Source organism: Mumia sp. ZJ430, assembly GCF_011751845.1.
Classification (GTDB): domain Bacteria; phylum Actinomycetota; class Actinomycetes; order Propionibacteriales; family Nocardioidaceae; genus Mumia.
Genome location: NZ_JAAHFK010000003.1, coordinates 590,841 through 610,118, shown reverse-complemented (window position 1 = coordinate 610,118; position 19,278 = coordinate 590,841). Strand labels below are relative to the sequence as shown.

General features: G+C 71.1%; 22 protein-coding genes. 19 read left to right on the top strand and 3 right to left on the bottom strand.

Annotation, left to right across the window (positions count from 1 at the left end):
• Positions 1–117: 117 nt before the first annotated feature.
• From HCT63_RS15035 to purQ, 5 genes are all read left to right on the top strand, one after another.
• The gene (locus HCT63_RS15035) at positions 118–738 is read left to right on the top strand and encodes a TetR/AcrR family transcriptional regulator (RefSeq protein ID WP_167006436.1); all 621 of its coding nucleotides are present in this window, start codon (positions 118–120) and stop codon (positions 736–738) included.
• Positions 739–742: 4 nt separating this feature from the next.
• On the top strand, positions 743–1,612 hold the full coding sequence (locus HCT63_RS15030) for a phosphoribosylaminoimidazolesuccinocarboxamide synthase (protein ID WP_167006433.1): 870 nt from the start codon (positions 743–745) through the stop codon (positions 1,610–1,612).
• Between the two features lie 117 nt (positions 1,613–1,729).
• A complete protein-coding gene (locus HCT63_RS15025; RefSeq protein WP_167006430.1) occupies positions 1,730–3,280 on the top strand; it encodes a long-chain fatty acid--CoA ligase in 1,551 nt (516 codons plus the stop codon).
• Positions 3,281–3,422: 142 nt separating this feature from the next.
• Positions 3,423–3,695, top strand: a complete 273-nt coding sequence (gene purS, locus HCT63_RS15020; RefSeq protein ID WP_167006427.1) for a phosphoribosylformylglycinamidine synthase subunit PurS — start codon at positions 3,423–3,425, stop codon at positions 3,693–3,695.
• Positions 3,692–4,363 (top strand): phosphoribosylformylglycinamidine synthase subunit PurQ, encoded by a 672-nt coding sequence (gene purQ, locus HCT63_RS15015; protein WP_167006424.1) that lies wholly within the window; start codon positions 3,692–3,694, stop codon positions 4,361–4,363. The genes purS and purQ overlap by 4 nt, the downstream gene beginning before the upstream one ends.
• Here purQ and HCT63_RS15010 read toward each other — a convergent pair.
• Positions 4,341–5,723, bottom strand: a complete 1,383-nt coding sequence (locus HCT63_RS15010) for a DUF6297 family protein (RefSeq protein ID WP_167006422.1) — start codon at positions 5,721–5,723, stop codon at positions 4,341–4,343. The two genes, purQ and HCT63_RS15010, sit on opposite strands and share 23 nt — an antisense overlap.
• A gap of 101 nt (positions 5,724–5,824) precedes the next feature.
• Positions 5,825–6,478, bottom strand: a complete 654-nt coding sequence (locus tag HCT63_RS15005; RefSeq protein ID WP_167006419.1) for an ABC transporter ATP-binding protein — start codon at positions 6,476–6,478, stop codon at positions 5,825–5,827.
• On the opposite strand from HCT63_RS15005, the gene HCT63_RS15000 reads away from it, so the two are divergent.
• The 7 genes from HCT63_RS15000 (at position 6,477) to HCT63_RS14970 (ending at position 10,940) form a co-directional block, all read left to right on the top strand.
• Complete coding sequence (locus tag HCT63_RS15000; protein WP_167006416.1) at positions 6,477–6,779, top strand: GNAT family N-acetyltransferase; 303 nt, start codon at positions 6,477–6,479, stop codon at positions 6,777–6,779. The genes HCT63_RS15005 and HCT63_RS15000 overlap by 2 nt on opposite strands.
• Before the next feature lie 101 nt (positions 6,780–6,880).
• On the top strand, positions 6,881–7,300 hold the full coding sequence (locus HCT63_RS14995) for a hypothetical protein (protein WP_167006413.1): 420 nt from the start codon (positions 6,881–6,883) through the stop codon (positions 7,298–7,300).
• A 44-nt stretch (positions 7,301–7,344) separates the two neighbouring features.
• Positions 7,345–7,794 (top strand): hypothetical protein, encoded by a 450-nt coding sequence (locus tag HCT63_RS14990; protein WP_167006410.1) that lies wholly within the window; start codon positions 7,345–7,347, stop codon positions 7,792–7,794.
• A gap of 44 nt (positions 7,795–7,838) precedes the next feature.
• Positions 7,839–9,059: an Nramp family divalent metal transporter gene (locus HCT63_RS14985; protein ID WP_243843052.1), complete on the top strand. Its 1,221-nt coding sequence runs from the start codon at positions 7,839–7,841 to the stop codon at positions 9,057–9,059.
• A 25-nt stretch (positions 9,060–9,084) separates the two neighbouring features.
• Complete coding sequence (locus HCT63_RS14980) at positions 9,085–9,501, top strand: VOC family protein (RefSeq protein ID WP_167006404.1); 417 nt, start codon at positions 9,085–9,087, stop codon at positions 9,499–9,501.
• Positions 9,498–10,070, top strand: a complete 573-nt coding sequence (locus tag HCT63_RS14975) for a GNAT family N-acetyltransferase (protein ID WP_243843051.1) — start codon at positions 9,498–9,500, stop codon at positions 10,068–10,070. The genes HCT63_RS14980 and HCT63_RS14975 overlap by 4 nt, the downstream gene beginning before the upstream one ends.
• A gap of 24 nt (positions 10,071–10,094) precedes the next feature.
• The gene (locus HCT63_RS14970) at positions 10,095–10,940 is read left to right on the top strand and encodes a siderophore-interacting protein (RefSeq protein WP_167006401.1); all 846 of its coding nucleotides are present in this window, start codon (positions 10,095–10,097) and stop codon (positions 10,938–10,940) included.
• 10 nt (positions 10,941–10,950) lie between these two features.
• Here the strand turns inward: HCT63_RS14970 and HCT63_RS14965 are convergent, their stop codons facing one another.
• Positions 10,951–12,102, bottom strand: coding sequence for a GNAT family N-acetyltransferase (locus tag HCT63_RS14965; protein WP_167006398.1), 1,152 nt, complete (start codon positions 12,100–12,102; stop codon positions 10,951–10,953).
• 196 nt (positions 12,103–12,298) lie between these two features.
• Here HCT63_RS14965 and HCT63_RS14960 point away from each other — a divergent pair, with 196 nt between their 5' ends.
• From HCT63_RS14960 to HCT63_RS14930, 7 genes are read left to right on the top strand one after another with little or no spacing between them, the layout of a single operon-like run.
• The gene (locus tag HCT63_RS14960; RefSeq protein WP_167006395.1) at positions 12,299–12,613 is read left to right on the top strand and encodes a cupin domain-containing protein; all 315 of its coding nucleotides are present in this window, start codon (positions 12,299–12,301) and stop codon (positions 12,611–12,613) included.
• 30 nt (positions 12,614–12,643) lie between these two features.
• Complete coding sequence (purL, locus tag HCT63_RS14955) at positions 12,644–14,953, top strand: phosphoribosylformylglycinamidine synthase subunit PurL (RefSeq protein ID WP_167006392.1); 2,310 nt, start codon at positions 12,644–12,646, stop codon at positions 14,951–14,953.
• A 43-nt stretch (positions 14,954–14,996) separates the two neighbouring features.
• Positions 14,997–15,497, top strand: coding sequence for a GNAT family N-acetyltransferase (locus HCT63_RS14950; protein ID WP_167006389.1), 501 nt, complete (start codon positions 14,997–14,999; stop codon positions 15,495–15,497).
• Complete coding sequence (locus HCT63_RS14945; protein WP_208322451.1) at positions 15,494–16,585, top strand: histidine kinase; 1,092 nt, start codon at positions 15,494–15,496, stop codon at positions 16,583–16,585. Before HCT63_RS14950 ends, HCT63_RS14945 begins: the two co-directional genes overlap by 4 nt.
• Before the next feature lie 46 nt (positions 16,586–16,631).
• The gene (locus tag HCT63_RS14940) at positions 16,632–17,384 is read left to right on the top strand and encodes a LytTR family DNA-binding domain-containing protein (protein WP_167006383.1); all 753 of its coding nucleotides are present in this window, start codon (positions 16,632–16,634) and stop codon (positions 17,382–17,384) included.
• Position 17,385: 1 nt separating this feature from the next.
• Entirely contained in the window at positions 17,386–17,760 is a 375-nt protein-coding gene (locus HCT63_RS14935; RefSeq protein WP_167006380.1) for a hypothetical protein, read from the top strand.
• Complete coding sequence (locus tag HCT63_RS14930; protein WP_167006378.1) at positions 17,757–19,268, top strand: cation acetate symporter; 1,512 nt, start codon at positions 17,757–17,759, stop codon at positions 19,266–19,268. Before HCT63_RS14935 ends, HCT63_RS14930 begins: the two co-directional genes overlap by 4 nt.
• The last annotated feature ends 10 nt before the right edge of the window (positions 19,269–19,278 follow it).

Here is a 19,278-nt window from a genome sequence, read left to right as displayed (position 1 = left end):
GTACTCCTGCGGTCGGGTGAAGCGAGACGGTTCGTCTCGCTTCCTTGACTCTAAGGCGCGTTCGGTCGCCACGTCAAGACGGACCGTCTCGTCTAGTCACTTGCTAGGGTGGAGCCCATGCCGACCCAGCGTCCGAAGTCGACCTCTACCGCCCACGCGTCCCGCCGCAGCGAGTCCTCGCGGCGCGCGATCCTCACGGCCGCGTTCGACCTCGTGCAGGAGGTCGGCTACTCCGGGCTGAGCATCGAGGGCATCGCCTCGCGAGCCGGCGTCGGCAAGCAGACGATCTATCGCTGGTGGCCGTCCAAGGGCGCGGTGCTCTTCGACGCGTTCCTGATGCTCAGCGAGGGCGACGACGGTGACCCGGCGCTTCCCGACACCGGCGACCTGCGGGCCGACCTCGCCCTGGTGCTGCGTGCGACCGTCGACGAGCTCAACGACCCGCGGTACGACGTCCCGATGCGGGCGCTGATGCTGGAGATCGCGCGCGATCCCGCCCTCGCCGCCACCTACGCCGAGCGCCTGGGCGAGCCGATGAGCGCGCTCAAGAAGGAGCGCCTGCGCAGTGCCCAGCGCGCCGGCGAGCTGCGCGACGACCTCGACCTGGACGTGGTCGTCGACCTCGTGTGGAGCCCGCTGTTCAGTCGCTGGCTCCAACGCAGCGGGCCGCTCACCCACGCGTACGCCGACGGCGTCGTCGCCACCGCGCTCGACGGTCTGCGGCCTCGTCTACGCTGAGCGCGTGAGCGAGCCGTACGACATCCCCGGAGCCACCCACGTCTACTCCGGCAAGGTCCGCGACCTGTACGACCTGGCCGACGGCAACCTGCTGATGGTCGCCAGCGACCGGATCTCCGCGTACGACCATGCGCTCGACCCACCGATCCCCGACAAGGGGGAGATCCTCACCCGCATGTCGCTGTGGTGGTTCGACCAGCTGAGCGACGTCGCCCCCAACCACGTGGTGTCGACCGGCGTCCCCGATGTGGTCGCCGGGCGCGGCATCGAGGTCGAGCGGCTCGACATGGTGCAGGTCGAGTGTATCGCCCGTGGCTACCTCACCGGCTCCGGCCTCTCCGACTACCGCGCGACGGGCGTCGTCTCCGGCATCGCGCTCCCGGACGGCTTGACCGACGGCTCGCAGCTGCCCGAGCCGATCTTCACGCCGAGCACGAAGGCCGCGTACGGGGGCCACGACGAGCCCATCTCGTACGAGCAGGTCGTGGACCTGGTCGGTGAGGGCCTGGCCGCGAAGCTGCGCGACCTCACGCTGGAGGTGTACGTGCGTGGCGAGGCGCTCGCGCGCGAACGCGGCATCATCGTCGCCGACACCAAGATCGAGATCGGCCTGCGACCCGACGGCACGCTCGTGCTCGCCGACGAGCTGCTCACGCCCGACTCGTCACGCTTCTGGCCCGCCGACCAGTGGGAGCCCGGCCACCCGCAGTCCTCGTACGACAAGCAGTTCGTCCGCGACTGGCTGACGTCCCCGGCCTCCGGGTGGGACCGCGCGTCCGACACGCCTCCACCGCGCCTGCCCGATGAGATCGTCGAGCGGACCCGTGCGCGCTACGTGGAGGCGTACGAGACGCTCACCGGTTCCACGTTCTGAGACGGGCTGCCCGACCCGGCGTGACGTGCATCATGTGTCGCGTGTCACTCTTGGGCCGAACGTACTCGTCAGTAGCCGTGCGCTCTGACCGACCCCCCCAGAACAGGAGCACCTGCGGTGAGCAACCTGGCTTCCTTCCTCGAGAACTCTGCCGCCCAGTACCCCGAGCGGACCGCGATCGTCTTCGGTGACAAGCGCTTCAGCTACGCGCAGGTCGACGGCGCCGCCAACCAGGTCGCCAACCTGCTGGCGTCCCGCGGGATCGGGCACGGCGACAAGGTCGCTCTCGCGGCACCGAACGTCCCGTACTTCTCGATCGTCTACTACGGCATCCTCAAGACCGGTGCCACCGTCGTTCCGCTGAACGTGCTCAACAAGGCGCGTGAGGTCACGTACTACCTCGACGACTCCGACGCACGCGCCCTCTTCGCGTTCGAGGGCACCGCCGACCTGCCGATCGGCGCGGAGGCCTGGAAGGGCTTCAACGACGCCGACGAGTGCGACAACTTCTTCCTCATCACGATCGACCCGACGGCCCCATCGCCGATCGAGGGTGCCGAGACGTTCGCCTCCGCCGTCGCGAACCAGCCCCTCACGTTCGACTCGGTCGAGACGGCCGATGACGACACCGCGGTCATCCTCTACACCAGCGGGACGACCGGGCAGCCCAAGGGCGCCGAGCTGACCCATGAGAACATGCGGAGCAACGCCCTCGTCGGCGACCGCCTCTTCGGTGCGGACGCCACTCACCCCGACACGTACCTGTGCGTGCTGCCGCTGTTCCACTCGTTCGGCCAGACGGTGATCCAGAACGGCGCCTTCGCGTACGGCGGCACGATCGTGATGCTGCCCCGCTTCGAGCCGAACGCCGCGCTGCAGCTGCTCGTGGGCGAGAAGGTCAGCTTCTTCGCCGGTGTTCCCACGATGTACTGGGCCCTGCTCGGTGCGCTCGAGGGCAGCGGCATCGAGGCGCAACAGATCGCCGACAACCTCCGAATCGCGGCCGCCGGCGGTTCGTCGTTGCCGGTCGAGATCATCAGGGAGTTCAAGTCGCGCTTCGGCATCGACATCCGCGAGGGGTACGGCCTGTCGGAGACCTCGCCGGTCGCCAGCTTCGCCCCGCCCGGTGAGGAGCCGCGTCCGGGCTCGATCGGCACCCCGATCCCCGATGTCGAGATGAAGCTCATCGACCCGGACTGGGCCGAGGTCACCGAGCTCGGCGAGATCGGCGAGATCGCGATCAAGGGCCCGAACATCATGAAGGGCTACTACGACCGCCCGGAGGCAACCGCCGAGGTCATCAAGGACGGCTGGTTCCGGTCGGGCGACCTTGCCCGCAAGGACGAGGATGGCTTCTACTACATCGTCGACCGCGCCAAGGACATGATCATCCGCGGCGGCTTCAACGTGTACCCGCGCGAGCTGGAGGAGGTGCTGATGACCCACCCGGCGGTGTCGCTGGTCGCGGTCATCGGCGTCCCCCACGACAGCCACGGCGAGGAGGTCAAGGCCGTCGTCATCAAGAACGCCGGTGACGAGACCACCGAGGAGGAGCTGGTCGCGTGGGCCAAGGAGCAGATGGCGGCGTACAAGTACCCGCGCGTCGTCGAGTTCCGTGACGAGCTCCCGATGACGGCCACCGGCAAGATCCTCAAGCGCGAGATCTGACGCCCTCCCGTCCCGTCCCCGATTTGGGCACTTCTCCACCCTTCCCGCCGGGGTGCTCGGTGGGAAACCGCCCGAATCGGGGACGCGACGGCGGCCGGTAGACTGGCCCGGAATCCCGTCCCGCCTCCCAAGGAGTGCCACCGTGGCTCGTGTCGTCGTCGACGTCATGCCCAAGCCGGAGATCCTCGACCCCCAGGGCAAGGCCGTCCACGGCGCGCTCGACCGGCTCGGCTTCGGCGGAGTCGCCGACGTCCGCCAGGGCAAGCGCTTCGAGCTCGAGGTCGAGGGCGAGATCACCGAGGAGCGCCTCGCCGAGATCCGTACGCTCGCTGAGACCCTGCTCTCCAACCCTGTCATCGAGGACTTTGCGGTCCGCATCGAGCAGCCCGTCTCCGAGGCCGGGCTCGACGCATGAGGGTCGGCGTCGTCACCTTCCCGGGGTCGCTCGACGACATCGACGCCCAGCGGGCCGTACGCCTCGCCGGTGCCGAGCCAGTCGCGCTCTGGCACGGCGACCACGACCTCAAGTCGGTCGACGCGGTCGTGCTGCCGGGCGGCTTCTCGTACGGCGACTACCTGCGCTGCGGGGCGATCGCGCGCTTCGCCCCGGTGATGAGCGAGGTCGTGGACGCCGCGAACGGCGGCATGCCCGTCCTCGGCATCTGCAACGGCTTCCAGATCCTGTGCGAGTCCCACCTGCTCCCGGGTGCACTGATCCGCAACGACCACCGCAAGTTCGTCTGCCGTGACCAGCGCCTGCGCATCGACAACGCCGCGACTGCGTGGACCAGCGGGTACGAGGCGGGCGACGAGATCGTGATCCCGCTCAAGAACGGCGAGGGTGGCTTCGTCGCCGACGACTTCACCCTGGACCTTCTCGAGGGGGAGGGGCGCGTCGTCGCCCGCTACCTCGACGACAACCCGAACGGCTCGATGCGCGACATCGCCGGCATCACCAACGAGCGCGGCAACGTCGTCGGTCTCATGCCGCACCCCGAGCACGCTGTCGAAGAGCTCTGCGGCCCCGGGACGGACGGCCTCCCGTTCTTCACCTCGGTGCTCAGCGCGCTGGTGAACGGCTGACCAAGAAGGCCCACACGCCTGCGCCGAGCGCGAGCGAGACCGACGCGCCGTGCAGGTCCGGGGCGAGCAGCATCGGCGTTGTCGTCAGCAGCAGCACGTCGAACCCCGCGATCACGCTCCCGTAGAGGTTCGTCGGGATCGCGCCCGCCGGTGTCGCGATGAGTGGCTTGCTGTAGTCGGGGGGACGTCGCGTCACCCAGCGCACCCCCGAGGCCGCGACGGCGACGCCTACTGCGAGCCCGCACAGCAGCGCAGCCTCACGGTCCGCTGCGACGTCCTGGCGCATCGCCGCCGCCGTCGCCATCCCGTACGCCAGTGCCGCCACCGTCGGCACCGCCGCCGTCGCCGCCTGGGCGACCGCGCTCGAGAATGGCATCGCGCGGGCGAGCGAGGGGCCGCGCGCCATCACCCGCAGGCCGCTCAGCAGCGGCAGGCACGCAACGAATCCGGCAGTCGCGGCCACGAGCACGACGAACCGTCCCGCACCGGCAGCGGTCGCCGCGTACGGGACCGCTGCCGTCGCCGCCAGCACCACGAGCCGCTGCGGGCTGCGACGCAGCCGCAGGACGTCGCTCCCCACGAGCGCGAGCGCGCCGCCGGGTCCACCTCGGCGGGCGCGTACGCTGCCGCGCCCCTTCCAGCGGTGCGAGAGGACGACGTCGTACGCGAGGGCGAGGTCGAGGGTCGCGAGTGCACCCGACAGTCCGGGGGTCAGCTCCCCGCCGGTGACGACGTCGCGGTGACGCAGCCGGCCCAGCCGCCGCCAGGCCGCCGTACCGGCGAGGACGGCTGCGGCCGCCACCACGACCACGGCGACCGCCGATGCCGGGTGATCCGCCGCGGGCAGCGGCATCCGGGGAGCTTCGCCGACGGCGATCGACAGGACTGCGCACCACAGCACGACGACGAGCACCCACTGCGACGCCGTGGCCAGCGCGCGTCGGTCCTGCTCCTGGGCGTACGCGGCCGCTGCCGCGGTCGCAGTCGCGAGCAGGGACGTCGCGGCGGCGAACGCGACGGCGGAGGTGAGGGCGGTCCCGGCCAGCACCACGCCGACACCCACCGTCGCGAGCGTCACGACGGTGGCAGCAAGCAGGATCTGCGTGAGCCGTGGCCGCAGGAGCGAGGCGCGGTCGAGCGGGCTCGACAGGAGCCACGAGCCGTCGGCCGGCGTCACGTACACCGGACCGAACAGTCGGGCCACGACGAGAATCGTGACCAGGCAGCCGCCAGCGACGAGCCAGGGCACGAGGCTGCGGGCGTCGCGGCACGCCGCCGAGGCGCAGAGCTGATCGGTGACGCCACCGACCTGGACGACCGCGTTGACGAACATCCCGCCGAGCATGATCGTCGCGAACACGGCGACGTAGGCGTCCTGAAGCGCGTCGACCAGCCGGACGGACGCGCGCCCTCGTCTCCAGTGGCGGATCTCGGCGCGCAGTGCACGGAGCTCGTGAGTGCTCAGCGCGGGGCCCCGAGAGTGATCACGCGGTCGGCGACGGCGTCGACGAGGCTCGGCTCGTGGCTGGCCATGAGGATCGCGGTGCCCGCGGCCTTCTCACGCTGGAGGCGCTCTGCGAGCCACGCGACGCCCTCGACGTCGAGCCGCTGCTCGGGCTCGTCGAGGATCAGCAGCCGGCGCGGCCGTACCAGCGCGCTGGCCAGGGCGAGCCGCCGACGCTGACCGGAGGACAGGGAGCCGGGCAGCTGGCTCGCCTGCGCCACCAACCCGACGTCACGCAGCACGTCGTCGACGACCGTCTCGGCATCGCTGACGCGATGGGCCCGTGCGAACAGGTCAAGGTGTTCGACGACGCTGAGGTCGGGGAAGTAGTCGAGGTCGTCCATCACGATCGCGAGCGCGGCGCGGACCCGCGCCGCTCGCTCGTCGAGCGGCGCGCCGTCCAGCGTGACCGTGCCCTCGGTCGGTGCGTCGGCACCGGTCACGCACCGCAGCACGGTGGACTTGCCGCTGCCGTTGCTGCCGACCAGCGCGACCGCCTGCCCGGCGTCGACGTCGAGGTCGAGACCGCTCACGACGTCGACCTCGGCATACCGCCGTCGCAGACCTCGTACCTCCAGGAGCGCCACGGCGCTCAGTATGGTGGACGCCATGATTGAGGACACTCGCAGCATCGAGGTCGTCGACAACGCCGAGGACCAGCGGTACGACCTCCTGGTCGACGGTGAGCTCGCCGGCACGATCGTTTACCGGGACCCCCGAGCCGGCGTGAGGCAGCTCGTCCATACGGAGGTGCGCCCAGAGCTGAGCGGGCAGGGGCTCGCCTCGATCATCGCGAGAGCGGCCCTCGACGACGCCCGTGCCAAGGGCCTGAAGGTCGTCCCGACGTGCCCGTACGTGGCCTCGTACGTGCAGAAGCACACCGAGTACGCGGACCTCGTCGTCGAGCGTTGAGGTCCGCCCGGCCCTTCGAGTAGCGCCTCGCCCGGTCTCGGGTGAGGATCGAGTGACCCCCCACGATGTAGGAGATTCCGAGCTCGGGGAGGGTCCGCTCGATGGTCGCCAAGCTTGTGACGTGGTCGGTCACCCTGTCAGCGATCGCCGCGCTCAGTTTCGTCGGTGGTGCGGGCCAAGGTCCGGCCGACGAGCCCGGCGAGAGCCTCGAGAGGATGCTCGTGGCGATGGCCAACCGCGAGTACGAGGACGCGTGCAGGCTCACCGCGCAGGACGGCGTCCCGGTCGACGGCGACGCGCTCACCGAGTGCGTCAGGACGATGCGCGTATACGCCGAGGGTCTACGCCCCGGTGTCATCCAGGTGCTGCGACAGGCTTCCGTTCCGGACGTCCCAGCGAAGGGGACGCACGTCGAGATCCCGGGCGAGCGGATCGCCGGGATCACGCAGCCGTTCGACGAGGGCTTCTTCGAGCTCGTACGGATCGACGACCGCTGGTACGTGGTGGTGACGACCTCGTGACCGGCACCGCGCCGCGTCACCGAGAGCAGCCCTTCCCGCGCCCCATGGCGATGCTCGCCGCGCTCGTCGCCGGCGTCGCGCTGGCCGCGGTCGCGAGCCTGACGACGAGCCTCGGGACGATCGGTGCGAGCGGCTCGCACGCACAGGCGGCCGGGGCACCCGCCCCGACGACGCCCGAGCGCAGCGTCGAGACGATGCTGCACGCGCTCGGCGAGGGTGACGTGGGAGCCGCCTGCTCCGTTGCCGCGCCTGACGGCTTCCCGATCCGTACGGGGACGGCATTGCAGCGCTGCGAGGACGGGCTCGGGCGGCTTCTGGACGACCTCGAACCCCGTGAGCTGAGCGCGTACCGCGAGGTCGTGGTTCGGGGTGCCCTCGTCGAGGGAGACGGTGCGACGGTCGAGCCTCGCCACCTCGCGCACGCGCCGGTCGCGATGCACAACGCGGTGTTCGTCCTCGTCCGCGCAGGAGGCGCGTGGTTCGTCGTGGTGTGACACGCTCGTCGCCTCCGAGACGGCGTTGGTCCATGCTGGGGGGCGTGTTCGTCCGCGCGCCCCGCCTCCCCAAGAGCGTCAGCCTCCTCGGCCCTGCCTTCGTGGCGGCCGTGGCCTACGTCGACCCGGGCAACGTCGCGACCAACGTCACCGCTGGCGCGACCTTCGGATACACACTGGTGTGGGTGGTCGTCCTTGCCAACGCGATGGCGGTGATCGTCCAGTACCTCTCCGCCAAGCTCGGCATCGTGACCGGGCAGTCGCTGGCCACGCACATGGGCGAGACGCTGCCGCGCCCGGCCCGTCTCGCGTACTGGCTGCAGGCCGAGGGCGTCGCGATCGCCACCGACGTCGCCGAGGTCGTCGGCGGCGCGGTCGCGCTGTCGCTGCTGTTCGACCTGCCGTTGCTGATCGGGGCGGTCGTCACGGTCGTCGTCTCGATGGTCGTCCTGCGCATCGGCGACCGGTTCGGGCAGAGCGTCCTCGAGCGCGTGGTCATCGGGTTCCTGCTCCTCATCGCGGCCGGGTTCACCGCCGGCCTCTTCGTGGCGCCACCGGACGCCGGTGCCGTCGCCGAGGGTCTCGTCCCCCGTTTCGAGGGGACGGAGAGTCTGCTCCTGTCGTCGGCGATCATCGGTGCGACCGTGATGCCGCACGTCATCTATCTCCACTCCGGTCTGACCGCGGGTCGGCTCGGTGTCCGCGGCCAGCGCCGGACGGTTGCCGAGCTGCTCGGCGCGACGCGCATCGACGTCGGCGTCGCGCTGCTGGTGGCCGGCACCCTCAACCTGGCGCTCCTGCTCACCGCCGCGACGAGCCTGGCCGGCAAGGAGGGCACCGACACGCTCGACGGCGTGCACGCGCTGATGAGCTCCGAGCTGGGCACCGGCGTCGCGCTCTTGTTCGCGGTCGCCCTGCTCGGTTCCGGCCTGGCGTCGACGTCGGTCGGCTGCGCGGCAGGGGCCGAGGTGATGCACGGGCTGCTGCGTCGGCGGGTCCCGCTGGTGGCGCGCCGGATCGTCACCGTGATCCCTGCGCTGATCGTGCTTGCCCTCGGGATCGAGCCGTCGTGGGCGCTGGTGGTGTCCCAGGTCGTGCTGTCGGTCGGCATCCCCTTCGCGCTCGTCCCGCTGCTGTGGCTGACGGCGCGCCGGTCGGTGATGGGGGAGTGGGTGAACCGCCGTGTGACCACGGCTGTCGCGGCGGTCATCGCCGGCCTTGTCATCGCGCTCAACGTGGCGCTTCTCGTTCTGACCTTTGCCTGACGGTGCCGAGCCCTAGGCTGCCGACATGGACCAACGTCTGAGCTTTATCACCCTCGCGGTCGCCGACGTCGCCCGCAGCCGTGCGTTCTTCGTCGACGGCCTGGGGTGGCAGGAGAGCCTGTACGTCCCCGGTGAGGTGCTCATGCTCCGGGTCGGGGAGCGTCTCGTCCTCTCGTTGTGGGACCGGGTGGCCTTCGAGGCCGAGGTCGGCCCGATCGCCGGTGGCACGGGGGTCCCACCGCTCACCCTCGCCCACAACGTCGCCTCTCCCGCCGACGTCGACGAGGTCATCGAGGAGGCTGTGGCCGCAGGTGCGACGCTCCGTTCGGCTGGTGCCGAGCGGGAGTGGGGCGGCTACAGCGGCTACGTCGTCGACCCTGACGGGTTCGCCTGGGAGATCGCGTACAACCCGGGTCCGATCGGTCAAGACCTGCTCCCGTGACCGGCGCCGCGCCGGTCGTGCTGACGACGGCACGGCTGATCCTGCGGGGCTGGACCGACGACGACCGTCCGGCGTTCGCCGCGCTCAACGCCGATCCTCGCGTGATGGAGCACTTCCCGAGCACGCTGACGCGGGAGCAGTCCGACGCGATGGTCGACCGGATCATGGACCGGATGGCCGCGCAGGGGTACGGCCTGTGGGCGCTTGAGGAGCGCGCGTCAGGGAGGTTCCTCGGATTCACCGGTTTCAACCCTGTCCCGCCGGGGATCCTGGCCGCTGGTGAGCCCCCAGGCACAGAGGTCGGCTGGCGACTCTCGTACGAAGCCTGGGGGTGCGGCTATGCCACCGAGGCCGCACGTGCGGCGCTCGCACACGCGTTCGGCTCGGCCGGGCTCGACCGCGTGTGGTCCTTCACCGCCCGCACCAACGTTCGCTCGCAGGCCGTCATGCGGCGCCTCGGGATGGTGCTCGCGGCCGAGTTCGACCACCCGACCCTGCCGGTGGAGTCGCCGTTGCACCGGCACGTGCTCTTCAGAGTCGACCGTCCGGACGCGCGCGAGGGCACTTGACGGGTGCGGTTAGGGTTGCCTGATATGAGCATCACGGCGCAGCCGGAGTCATCCGCAGCACGGGGGCGCCGTACGCCCCTCAGGTTCGAGGTCGTCGCCAGCGAGCGACTCACCCGGCACATGCAGCGTGTGGTCTTCTCGAGTCACCAGTTCGACGAGTTCGCCCGCAAGTTCGGCGGATTCTCCGACTCGTACGTCAAGCTGGTCTTCCTCACCGAGGGTGTGGACTACCCCGATCCGCTCGACCTCGACTTCGTCAAGGAGTCCTACCCGCCCGAAGCGCAGCCGACGGTCCGCACATACACGCTGCGGGCGATCGACCTGGAGCACGGGCGGATCACGATCGACTTCGTGCTCCATGGCGATTCCGGTGTGGCGGGGCCGTGGGCCGCTACGGCCAAGGTCGGAGACACACTGCACGCGTTGGGTCCCGGTGGCGCCTACTCGCCCGACCCGATCGCGCCCTGGCACCTCGTCGCCGGAGACGAGGCAGCACTGCCCGCGATCCAGGCCGCGCTCGAGGCGATGCCGGCCGGTGCGCGCGTGCACGCCTACGTCGAGGTCGACGGGCCCGCCGACGAGCAGCCGGTCGTCAGCGAGGCCGACGTGACGCTCACCTGGCTCCACCGCGACGGCGCCGCTCCCGGGAGCACGACGCTGATCGCCGATGCCGTACGCGCCGACGAGTGGCCGCCAGGAGCGCCCCAGGTGTTCGTCCACGGTGAGGCCGGTCTGCTCAAGCAGCTCCGCTCGTACCTCCTCACCGAGCGTGGCGTCCCGCGCGAGCGCCTGTCGCTGTCGGGCTACTGGCGGCAGGGCGCGACCGAGGAGGGCTTCCGCGCCTGGAAGGCGACTCAGCCGAAGGCCTGACCGTCCGTCCTCAGAAGTAGTCGGTCATGAACGGCGTCGCCGCGAAGGCGGCGTCGAGCAGCGCGTCGTTGGACGGATCGCCGTCCTCGGCGAGCCCCGACGCCCGCAGGGTCGACACCGGCGTCCCTGCGAACAGCGCCGCTGCGCCGCGTGGGCCGAGCGCGATGCCTCCCGGGCCGTCCGAACGACGCAGGACTCCGCGGCCGCCTGAGACCGCGAGCACGAACGTCCCTGAGCCTGCGGCGTCGAGCGGGTCGGAGAGCGTGAGCGGCACCTCGACGGTGAGCCCGACCGGGAACCCACGCTCCGCGACCGCAGCGGCCGCGTCGACCAGCCGGAGCATCCACCACTGGCTCGCGGCGGCCGCGATCTCGTTGTCGGCGAGCATCCAGAACACCGGGTCGGTCGGCCCCAGGGCGACTCGGGTCGTCGCCTGCGTCGAAGAGCCCGACCCGACCAGCCGCCAAAGGGCGTGCAGCGTCTCGGGCGACGTCGCGCCGATCGCGTGGACCTGAAAGCGGTCGCCAGCGAACCCGTACTGGAGCGCGCCGTCGTCGGCGAGGTAGGTCAGCACCTCGTCGTCCGCGAGGTCGGCCGCGACCTCGGCCGGCTCCCAGTCGAAGGGGCCACTGTCGCCGCGCGCCTGCGTGGCGGCGCCGAGGAGCCGCACGACCTCCTTCGCGTCCTCCGCTCCACCGCGCCGCAGCGGCACCGAAGAGCCGGGCAGCCGTCGCAGGGCGTCGGTCGAGAGGTCGACCGTGCGGCGTACGCCCGCGAGCTCGTAGCCGGCGCGGCGGTAGGGGGCAGTGGTCGCGGGGTACAGCGCGGAGAGTGTGAACCCGAGTGAACGGGAGCGTCCGACGACGGCCTCCATGAGGGCCAGGCCGACGCCGGACCCACGGTGCTCAGGGGCCACGACCACCCCGCCGATGCCCGCCATCGGCACTCGTCGTCCGCCCCACCACTGCCCGAACGCGTTGATGCGGGCGATCGCGACGACCGTGCCGCCGTCGTACGCGGCGAGCACGCGACCTGCACCGATCGCGCGCGTCATCATCGTCTTCCACTGGTCGACGTCGCCCCCCGACAGCGGGCCGAACGAGCGCGAGCGGACGTCGAGGGCGGGGTCGAGGTCGTCGACAGCGAGGTCACGGATCTCCACTGGTCGAAACTAGCGGCTCGGCCGGGTGACGGTCGAAGGACTTTCTCGGCACCGAGCCGTTCAGCGGGCGGCGCGGTGGTCGGCCCGAAGGAGAAGGTCGGCGACATGGGCTACGCCGCGTACTTCGGTGACCCGGAGGGCAACATCGTCGGGCTCTGGGAGAACACCTGGCCGCAGTCGGACTAGCGTCGAGGACATGTACCTGATCGACGTCACCACCACCGACAACATCGAGGGCGCGGCGTACGGAGCCGGGATCTCGATCATCCAGGAGGACACCGACGTGGAGGGGAGCGGCCCGCGGCTGCACACCCATCCGTACGCGGAGACCTTCGTGATCCATGCCGGCAGCGCGCTGTTCACCGTCGACGGCGACGAGCTCGTCGGCCGCGCGGGCCAGGTGATCGTGGTCCCGCCGGAGACCCCGCACAAGTTCTCCGTGCTTCCGGGTGGCTACCGGGCGACCCACATCCACGCCAGCGACACGTTCGAGACCGACTGGCTGGAGTAGCCCTCTGGCGGCGACGACTACCCTGGTCCCGTGACCGACGCGCCTGCCGCCACCGCACCGACTCCCCAGACCCGCCTCGACACCGTCGAGCATGCCGCCGCCACTCCTGACCGGGAGCTGCCGTGGGCCGAGCTGGGACTCAAGCCCGACGAGTACGAGCAGATCCTCGAGATCCTCGGTCGCCGCCCGACCGGTGCCGAGCTCGCGATGTACTCGGTGATGTGGAGCGAGCACTGCTCCTACAAGTCGAGCAAGGTCCACCTCAAGAAGTTCGGCGAGCTGTCGCAGGAGACGCCGCTGGGCAAGACGCTGGCGGGCATCGGCGAGAACGCTGGCGTGATCGACGTCGGCCAGGGCTATGCGGTCACCTTCAAGGTTGAGTCGCACAATCACCCGAGCTACGTCGAGCCGTACCAGGGTGCGGCGACCGGCGTCGGCGGCATCGTCCGCGACATCCTCGCGATGGGCGCACGCCCGGTCGCCGTGATGGACCCGCTGCGCTTCGGCCCGCTCGACGCCCCGGACACCAAGCGCGTGATGCCCGGCATCGTCGCGGGCGTCGGCGGCTACGGCAACTGCCTCGGCCTGCCCAACATCGGGGGCGAGGTCGTGTTTGACGAGACCTATCTCGGCAACCCGCTCGTCAACGCGCTCTGCGTCGGCGTCCTGCGCCACGAGCAGCTCCACACCGCCCATGCCTCGGGCGAGGGCAACAAGGTCGTCCTGTACGGGGCACGCACCGGCGGCGACGGCATCGGCGGAGTCTCGGTGCTCGCGTCGGAGACCTTCGAGGCCTCGACAGGCTCGACCAGCGGCGGTCCCGCGAAGCGCCCGAGCGTCCAGGTCGGTGACCCGTTCATGGAGAAGCTCCTCATCGAGTGCACGCTCGAGCTGTTCGACGCCGGCGTCGTCGCAGGCATCCAGGATCTCGGCGGTGCCGGGCTGTCGTGCGCGACGAGCGAGCTGGCCAGCGCGGGCGACGGCGGCATGCACGTCGAGCTCGACACCGTGCCGCTTCGCGACTCGACGCTCTCGCCGGAGGAGATCCTCATGAGCGAGTCGCAGGAGCGCATGATGGCCGTGGTCGAGCCGCAGCACCTCGACGCGTTCATGGACATCTGCCGCAAGTGGGACGTCGAGGCGACCGTGGTCGGCGAGGTCACGGAGACCGGTCGCCTGGTCATCGACTGGCACGGCGAGACCGTCGTGGACGTGCCGCCGCGGTCGGTCGCGCACGACGGACCGACCTACCACCGCCCCTACGCGCGCCCCGACTGGCAGGACGCGCTGCAGGCTGACACGACCGCGTCCCTTGCGCGGCCGACGACCGGCGACGAGCTCCGTACGACGGTGCTGAGGGTGCTCGGTTCGCCCAACCAGGCCGACAAGTCGTGGGTCACCGACCAGTACGACCGGTACGTCCGCGGCAACACCGTGCTCGCGCAGCCCGAGGACGCCGGTGTCATCCGGATCGACGACGAGACCAACCTCGGTGTGGCTGTCTCGACCGACTGCAACGGACGGTTCGCCAAGCTCGACCCGTACGCCGGCGCGCAGCTCGCGCTCGCTGAGTCGTACCGCAACGTCGGTGTCTCCGGCGGGCTGCCGCTGGCCGTCACGGACTGCCTCAACTTCGGCTCGCCCGAGGACCCGGCGGTCATGTGGCAGTTCGAGCGCGCCACGTCGGGGCTGAAGGACGCGTGCGAGGTGCTCGGCATCCCGGTCACGGGCGGCAACGTGTCGTTCTACAACCAGACCGGCGAGACGGCGATCCTCCCCACGCCCGTGGTCGGCGTCCTGGGCGTGGTCGAGGACGTCACCAAGCGCATCAAGCAGGGGTTCTCCTCCGAGGGCGACGCCGTGCTCGTCCTCGGGACTACCCGCGACGAGCTCGACGGATCGGCGTGGTCGCAGGTCGCCCACGACCACCTCGGCGGCCTTCCGCCGCAGGTCGATCTGGCTGCAGAGAAGGCGCTGGCCGACCTGATGGTCGACGTCGCCAAGCAGGGCCTGGCCACGGCCGCGCACGACCTGTCGGACGGCGGGCTCGCGATCGCGCTCGCCGAGGCAGCGATCCGCAACGGCGTCGGCGCCACGGTCGCGCTCGACGGCGACGCGTTCGTCGGGCTCTTCTCCGAGTCGACGGCGCGGGCGCTGGTCACCGTGTCGCCCGAGCGTGTGGACGCATTCACAGCGCTCGCCGGCTCGTACGGGGTGCCGGTCGCACAGATCGGGACCACCGGCGGCGAGGCACTGTCCGTCGAGGGACAGTTCACGGTGCCAATCTCCGAGCTGCGCGAGACGTGGACCGCGACGATCCCCGCCGTGATGGGCGCCTAGCGAACGGTCGACCTGCGGCCGCGGTCGTCCTACGCTGAGGCGCGTGATCCCCTCCCGTGCGTACGTCCTCGACGCCGCTGCCATCGTGTCCCTGCGTGACGCGCTCGCTCGCTGGCAGGCGTCCGCCGGCATCGACCAGTGGCAGCCTGGCGAGGTCGACGTGCCGACGGTGCGCGACCAGATCGCGGCCGGGCAGTGGTGGGTCCTGCGTGACGACGGTGCGCTCAACGCCACCGTCCGGATCCTCGAGGACGACCCCGAGATCTGGGACGACCTCGTCGCACCGGGCTCCGGAGACGCGCTGTACGTGCACGGGCTGATGGTGCGGCGGCTCCACCGCGGACGCGGGCTCGGCGTGGTGCTGCTGGAGTGGGCGGAGGCGCGTGCCCGCGAGGCGGGGCGGGCATACCTGCGCCTCGACACGGCCGCGGCCAACGCTGCGCTGCGGACGTACTACCGGGACCGCGGCTTCGTCGAGCGCGGTGAGCGTGCGTTCGAGGAGCCGTGGGGGACGCTCGTGCGTCTGGAGAAGGCGCTCGCGTGAGGACGCCGTGGTCGCGCCGTTCGCTCGGGTCCGCCGAAGACCGTGCGACGTACGAGACCTTGCACACCGCGTCGCTGGCGGCGCCGGCACTGCGTCGCGGTCTCGACGAGGGCAGCGCTGAGAAGGCGCTCAAGCACCTGCGCACCCTCCTCGGAGCGCCGGCCGTCGCCCTCACCGACACCGAGCGGGTGCTCGCGACCGACGGCCCGCGTCAGCGTCTCACCGACGTCATGGAGCTGGCCCGCGAGGTGATCTCGGCCGGGACGACGCAGGCGTTCAGCACGCCGCGGGCCACCTATCCTCACGCGATCGTCGCCCCGTTGACCGTCGAGGACGCCGTGGTGGGTGCCGTCGTCGTCAGCTCGCCCACCGCGTCGGCGGGCCTGGCGAGAGCGACGACCGAGGTCGCGCGGTGGGTGTCGAGCCAGCTCGAGCTCGCCGAGCTCGACAAGTCACGCACGGCGCTCATGGAGGCCGAGCTGCGGGCGCTGCGGGCGCAGATCTCGCCGCACTTCGTCTACAACTCGCTGGGCGCGATCGCGTCGTTCGTCCGGACCGATCCCGAGCGGGCGCGCGAGCTGCTGCTGGAGTTCGCCGACTTCACCCGCTACTCGTTCCGGCGGCACGGCGAGTTCACGACGCTGGCCGACGAGCTGCGGTCGATCGAGCGCTACCTGGTGCTGGAGAAGGCGCGCTTCGGCGACCGGCTGCACGTCACGGTCCAGGTCGCGCCGGAGGTGCTGAGCGTGACGCTGCCGTTCCTCTCGATCCAGCCGCTGGTCGAGAACGCAGTCCGGCACGGCCTCGAGCGCAAGGCGGGCGGCGGCAACGTGGTCGTGATCGCGCGAGATGCGGGCAACGAGGCCGTGATCACGATCGAGGACGACGGGGTGGGGGAGGAGCCGGACCGCGTACGCCGTGCACTGGCGGGCGACCCGTCCACCGACTCCGTGGGTCTGGGCAACGTGGACGAGCGGATGCGCACGGTCTACGGCAACGCGTACGGGATCGTCATCGAGACGGCACCCGGCGCCGGGACGAAGGTGAGCGTCCGGGTGCCGAAGTACGCCCCCGGTGCCTCCCGCTGAGTCGGTGCGTGACGGGGACCACAGGTGCGGCCTAGACTCGTGCGCCATGGGTCTCCGCGTCCTCGTCGCCGACGACGAGCAGCCAGTTCTCGACGAGCTGGTCTATCTGCTCGGCCGAGACGAGCGCGTGAGCCAGGTCCGCGCGGTCGGGTCCGGCGCTGACGTGCTCCGCGCGCTGGAGTCCGACCCGGTCGACGCCGTGTTCCTCGACATCGCGATGCCCGCGCTCTCGGGGCTGGAGGTCGCCCGGGTCCTGGCGCGGTTCCGCACCCAGCCCAAGGTTGTGTTCGTCACCGCCCACGAGGACCACGCCGTCGGCGCGTGGGACCTCGACGCCGTCGACTACGTCCTCAAGCCGGTCGCCGAGGAGCGCCTGCGCGAGTCCGTACGCCGCGTGGTGGGCGCGCGCTCTCCCCAACCCGTGACGCCGGTTTCCGACGACGAGGTCGTCGCGGTCGAGCTCGCCGGGGTCACCCGGTTCGTCCCCCGCTCCAGCGTCGCGTACGTGGAGGCGCAGGGCGACTACGTCCGCCTCCACACCACCGAGGGCGAGAGCCACCTGCTCCGTACGCCGCTGATGACGCTCGAGCACGACTGGGCGCCGGCCGGGTTCGTCCGGATCCACCGGAGTCTGCTCGTATCGTCCGCGCGGGTCCACGAGGTACGGACGGTCTCCGGGCGCTGCTCGGTCCTCGTCGACGCGGGCGGCCCTCCGTACGTCGAGCTCCAAGTCGCGCGCCGCCACACCCGCGACCTCCGCGATCTCGTGCAGCAGCGCGCCCGCACCGGCGGCGGCTGAGGTGGCGCCCGACGAGGCGCCCTCGCGGGTCCGGATCGCCAGCCCGCACACCACGGCACGCCCGCACCGGCGCCGGACGGTCGAGCAGGAGATCGACGAGGACACCGCGATCGGCGAGGTCTACATGCGCTCGCTCGTCCGCTCCCAGCTGCGGCTCGCGCTCGCGGTCGCTGCCCTGCTGGTCCTCCTCGTCGGGAGCCTGCCGCTGCTCTTCGTGCTGTCCGACCTCGAGACCGTCACGGTCGCTTCGGTCCCGCTGCCGTGGTGGCTGCTGGGGGTGGCGGTCTATCCGTTGCTGTTCGTCGTCGGGTGGGGGTTCGTCCGCGCGTCTGAGCGCAACGAGCGGGCGTTCAGCGACCTGGTCGAGAGGCCGTGAACAGCTCGTACGCCGCCGTCGCCGTCACCGTGGTGGCGCTGCTGACGCTGGGGATCGGTCTGTTCGGGCTGCGCTTCAGCAGGACGACCTCGGACTTCTACGTCGCCTCGCGGTCGGTGAGCCCGCTCTGGAACTCCTCGGCGATCGGAGGGGAGTACCTCTCCGCGGCCTCGTACCTCGGCATCGCCGGGCTCGTCCTCACCTTCGGCGCGGACATGCTGTGGTTCCCCGTCGGCTGGACCGCGGGCTATCTCGTGCTCCTCGCGTTCGTGGCCGCGCCGCTGCGCCGCTCTGGGGCCTACACGCTGCCGGACTTCACCCAGATCCGTGTCCAGTCGAGCGTCGCCCGTGCCGTGGCGAGCGTGCTGGTGGTGGTGATCGGGTGGCTCTACCTCATGCCGCAGTTCCAAGGGGCCGGTCTGGTCCTCCACACCGTCACCGGGGCGCCGACCTGGGCCGGGTCGGTGCTGGTCGCGGCGATCGTCGTCGTCAACGTCGTCTCCGGAGGTATGCGAAGCATCACGTTCGTCCAGGCCTTCCAGTACTGGCTGAAGCTCACCGCGCTGCTCGTCCCGCTCGTCTTCCTCCTCCACGCGTGGACCGAGGACGGTCGCCCCACCCCGTCCGGCGCGGGCGCCACGGGGGCCTGGTTGTCGCCGATGTCGGGGGACAACACCTCGCTCGCCCTGTACGGGACGTACTCGCTCATCGTCGCCACGTTCCTCGGCACGATGGGCCTGCCGCACGTCGTCGTGCGCTTCTACACGAACCCCGACGGCCGGGCCGCGCGCCGGACGACGCTGATCGTGCTGGCGCTGCTGGGTGCGTTCTACCTGCTGCCGACGGCGTACGGGGTGATCGGTCGCGTGTACGCCGGAGACCTGGCCGGGACCGGCAGCAGCGACATCGTCGTCCTCGAGCTGCCGCTGCGCGTCATCGGCGGGACGCTCGGCGACGTGCTTGGCGCGCTGCTGACGGCGGGGGCGTTCGCCGCCTTCCTGTCGACGTCCTCGGGACTGACGATGTCGGTCGCGGGTGTGCTCGCCCAGGGATCGCTCGGCCGTCGCGCACTCGGACCGGTCGCCGCCGTCCGGGCGGGCGCGGTCGTCGGGACGGCGTTCCCGCTCGGTCTCGCCCTCGCCTCGGACCAGATCGCGGTGGCGAGCTCGGTCGGGTTCGCGTTCGCCGTGGCGGCTTCGACGTTCTGCCCGCTGCTCGTCCTCGGCATCTGGTGGCGTCGCCTCACGGCTGCCGGCGCGGTTGCGGGGATGCTCGCCGGCGGCCTCGGGGCGGGCGGCGCGGTTGTCGCGACGATCGTCCGGGGGACCGACGACGGCTGGCTCGACCTCCTGCTGTCCCGGCCTGCGGCGTGGTCGGTGCCGCTCGCGTTCACCGCGATGGTGGTGGTGTCGCTCGCGACCCAGCACCGCCGGCCGTCAAATGTCGCCCGCACGATGGTGCGGCTGCACACGCCCGAGCGGCTACGCCTCGACCGCGCGGACCGATGACCGCCCGTTC

Coding starts and splice junctions, on each gene's coding strand:
- HCT63_RS15035 (WP_167006436.1), top strand. CDS start 118: ATGCCGACCCAGCGTCCGAAGTCGACCTCTACCGCCCACGCGTCCCGC.
- purQ (WP_167006424.1), top strand. CDS start 3,692: ATGAGGGTCGGCGTCGTCACCTTCCCGGGGTCGCTCGACGACATCGAC.
- HCT63_RS15000 (WP_167006416.1), top strand. CDS start 6,477: ATGATTGAGGACACTCGCAGCATCGAGGTCGTCGACAACGCCGAGGAC.
- HCT63_RS15005 (WP_167006419.1), bottom strand. CDS start 6,478: ATGGCGTCCACCATACTGAGCGCCGTGGCGCTCCTGGAGGTACGAGGT.
- HCT63_RS14995 (WP_167006413.1), top strand. CDS start 6,881: ATGGTCGCCAAGCTTGTGACGTGGTCGGTCACCCTGTCAGCGATCGCC.
- HCT63_RS14990 (WP_167006410.1), top strand. CDS start 7,345: ATGGCGATGCTCGCCGCGCTCGTCGCCGGCGTCGCGCTGGCCGCGGTC.
- HCT63_RS14980 (WP_167006404.1), top strand. CDS start 9,085: ATGGACCAACGTCTGAGCTTTATCACCCTCGCGGTCGCCGACGTCGCC.
- HCT63_RS14970 (WP_167006401.1), top strand. CDS start 10,095: ATGAGCATCACGGCGCAGCCGGAGTCATCCGCAGCACGGGGGCGCCGT.
- HCT63_RS14960 (WP_167006395.1), top strand. CDS start 12,299: ATGTACCTGATCGACGTCACCACCACCGACAACATCGAGGGCGCGGCG.
- HCT63_RS14940 (WP_167006383.1), top strand. CDS start 16,632: ATGGGTCTCCGCGTCCTCGTCGCCGACGACGAGCAGCCAGTTCTCGAC.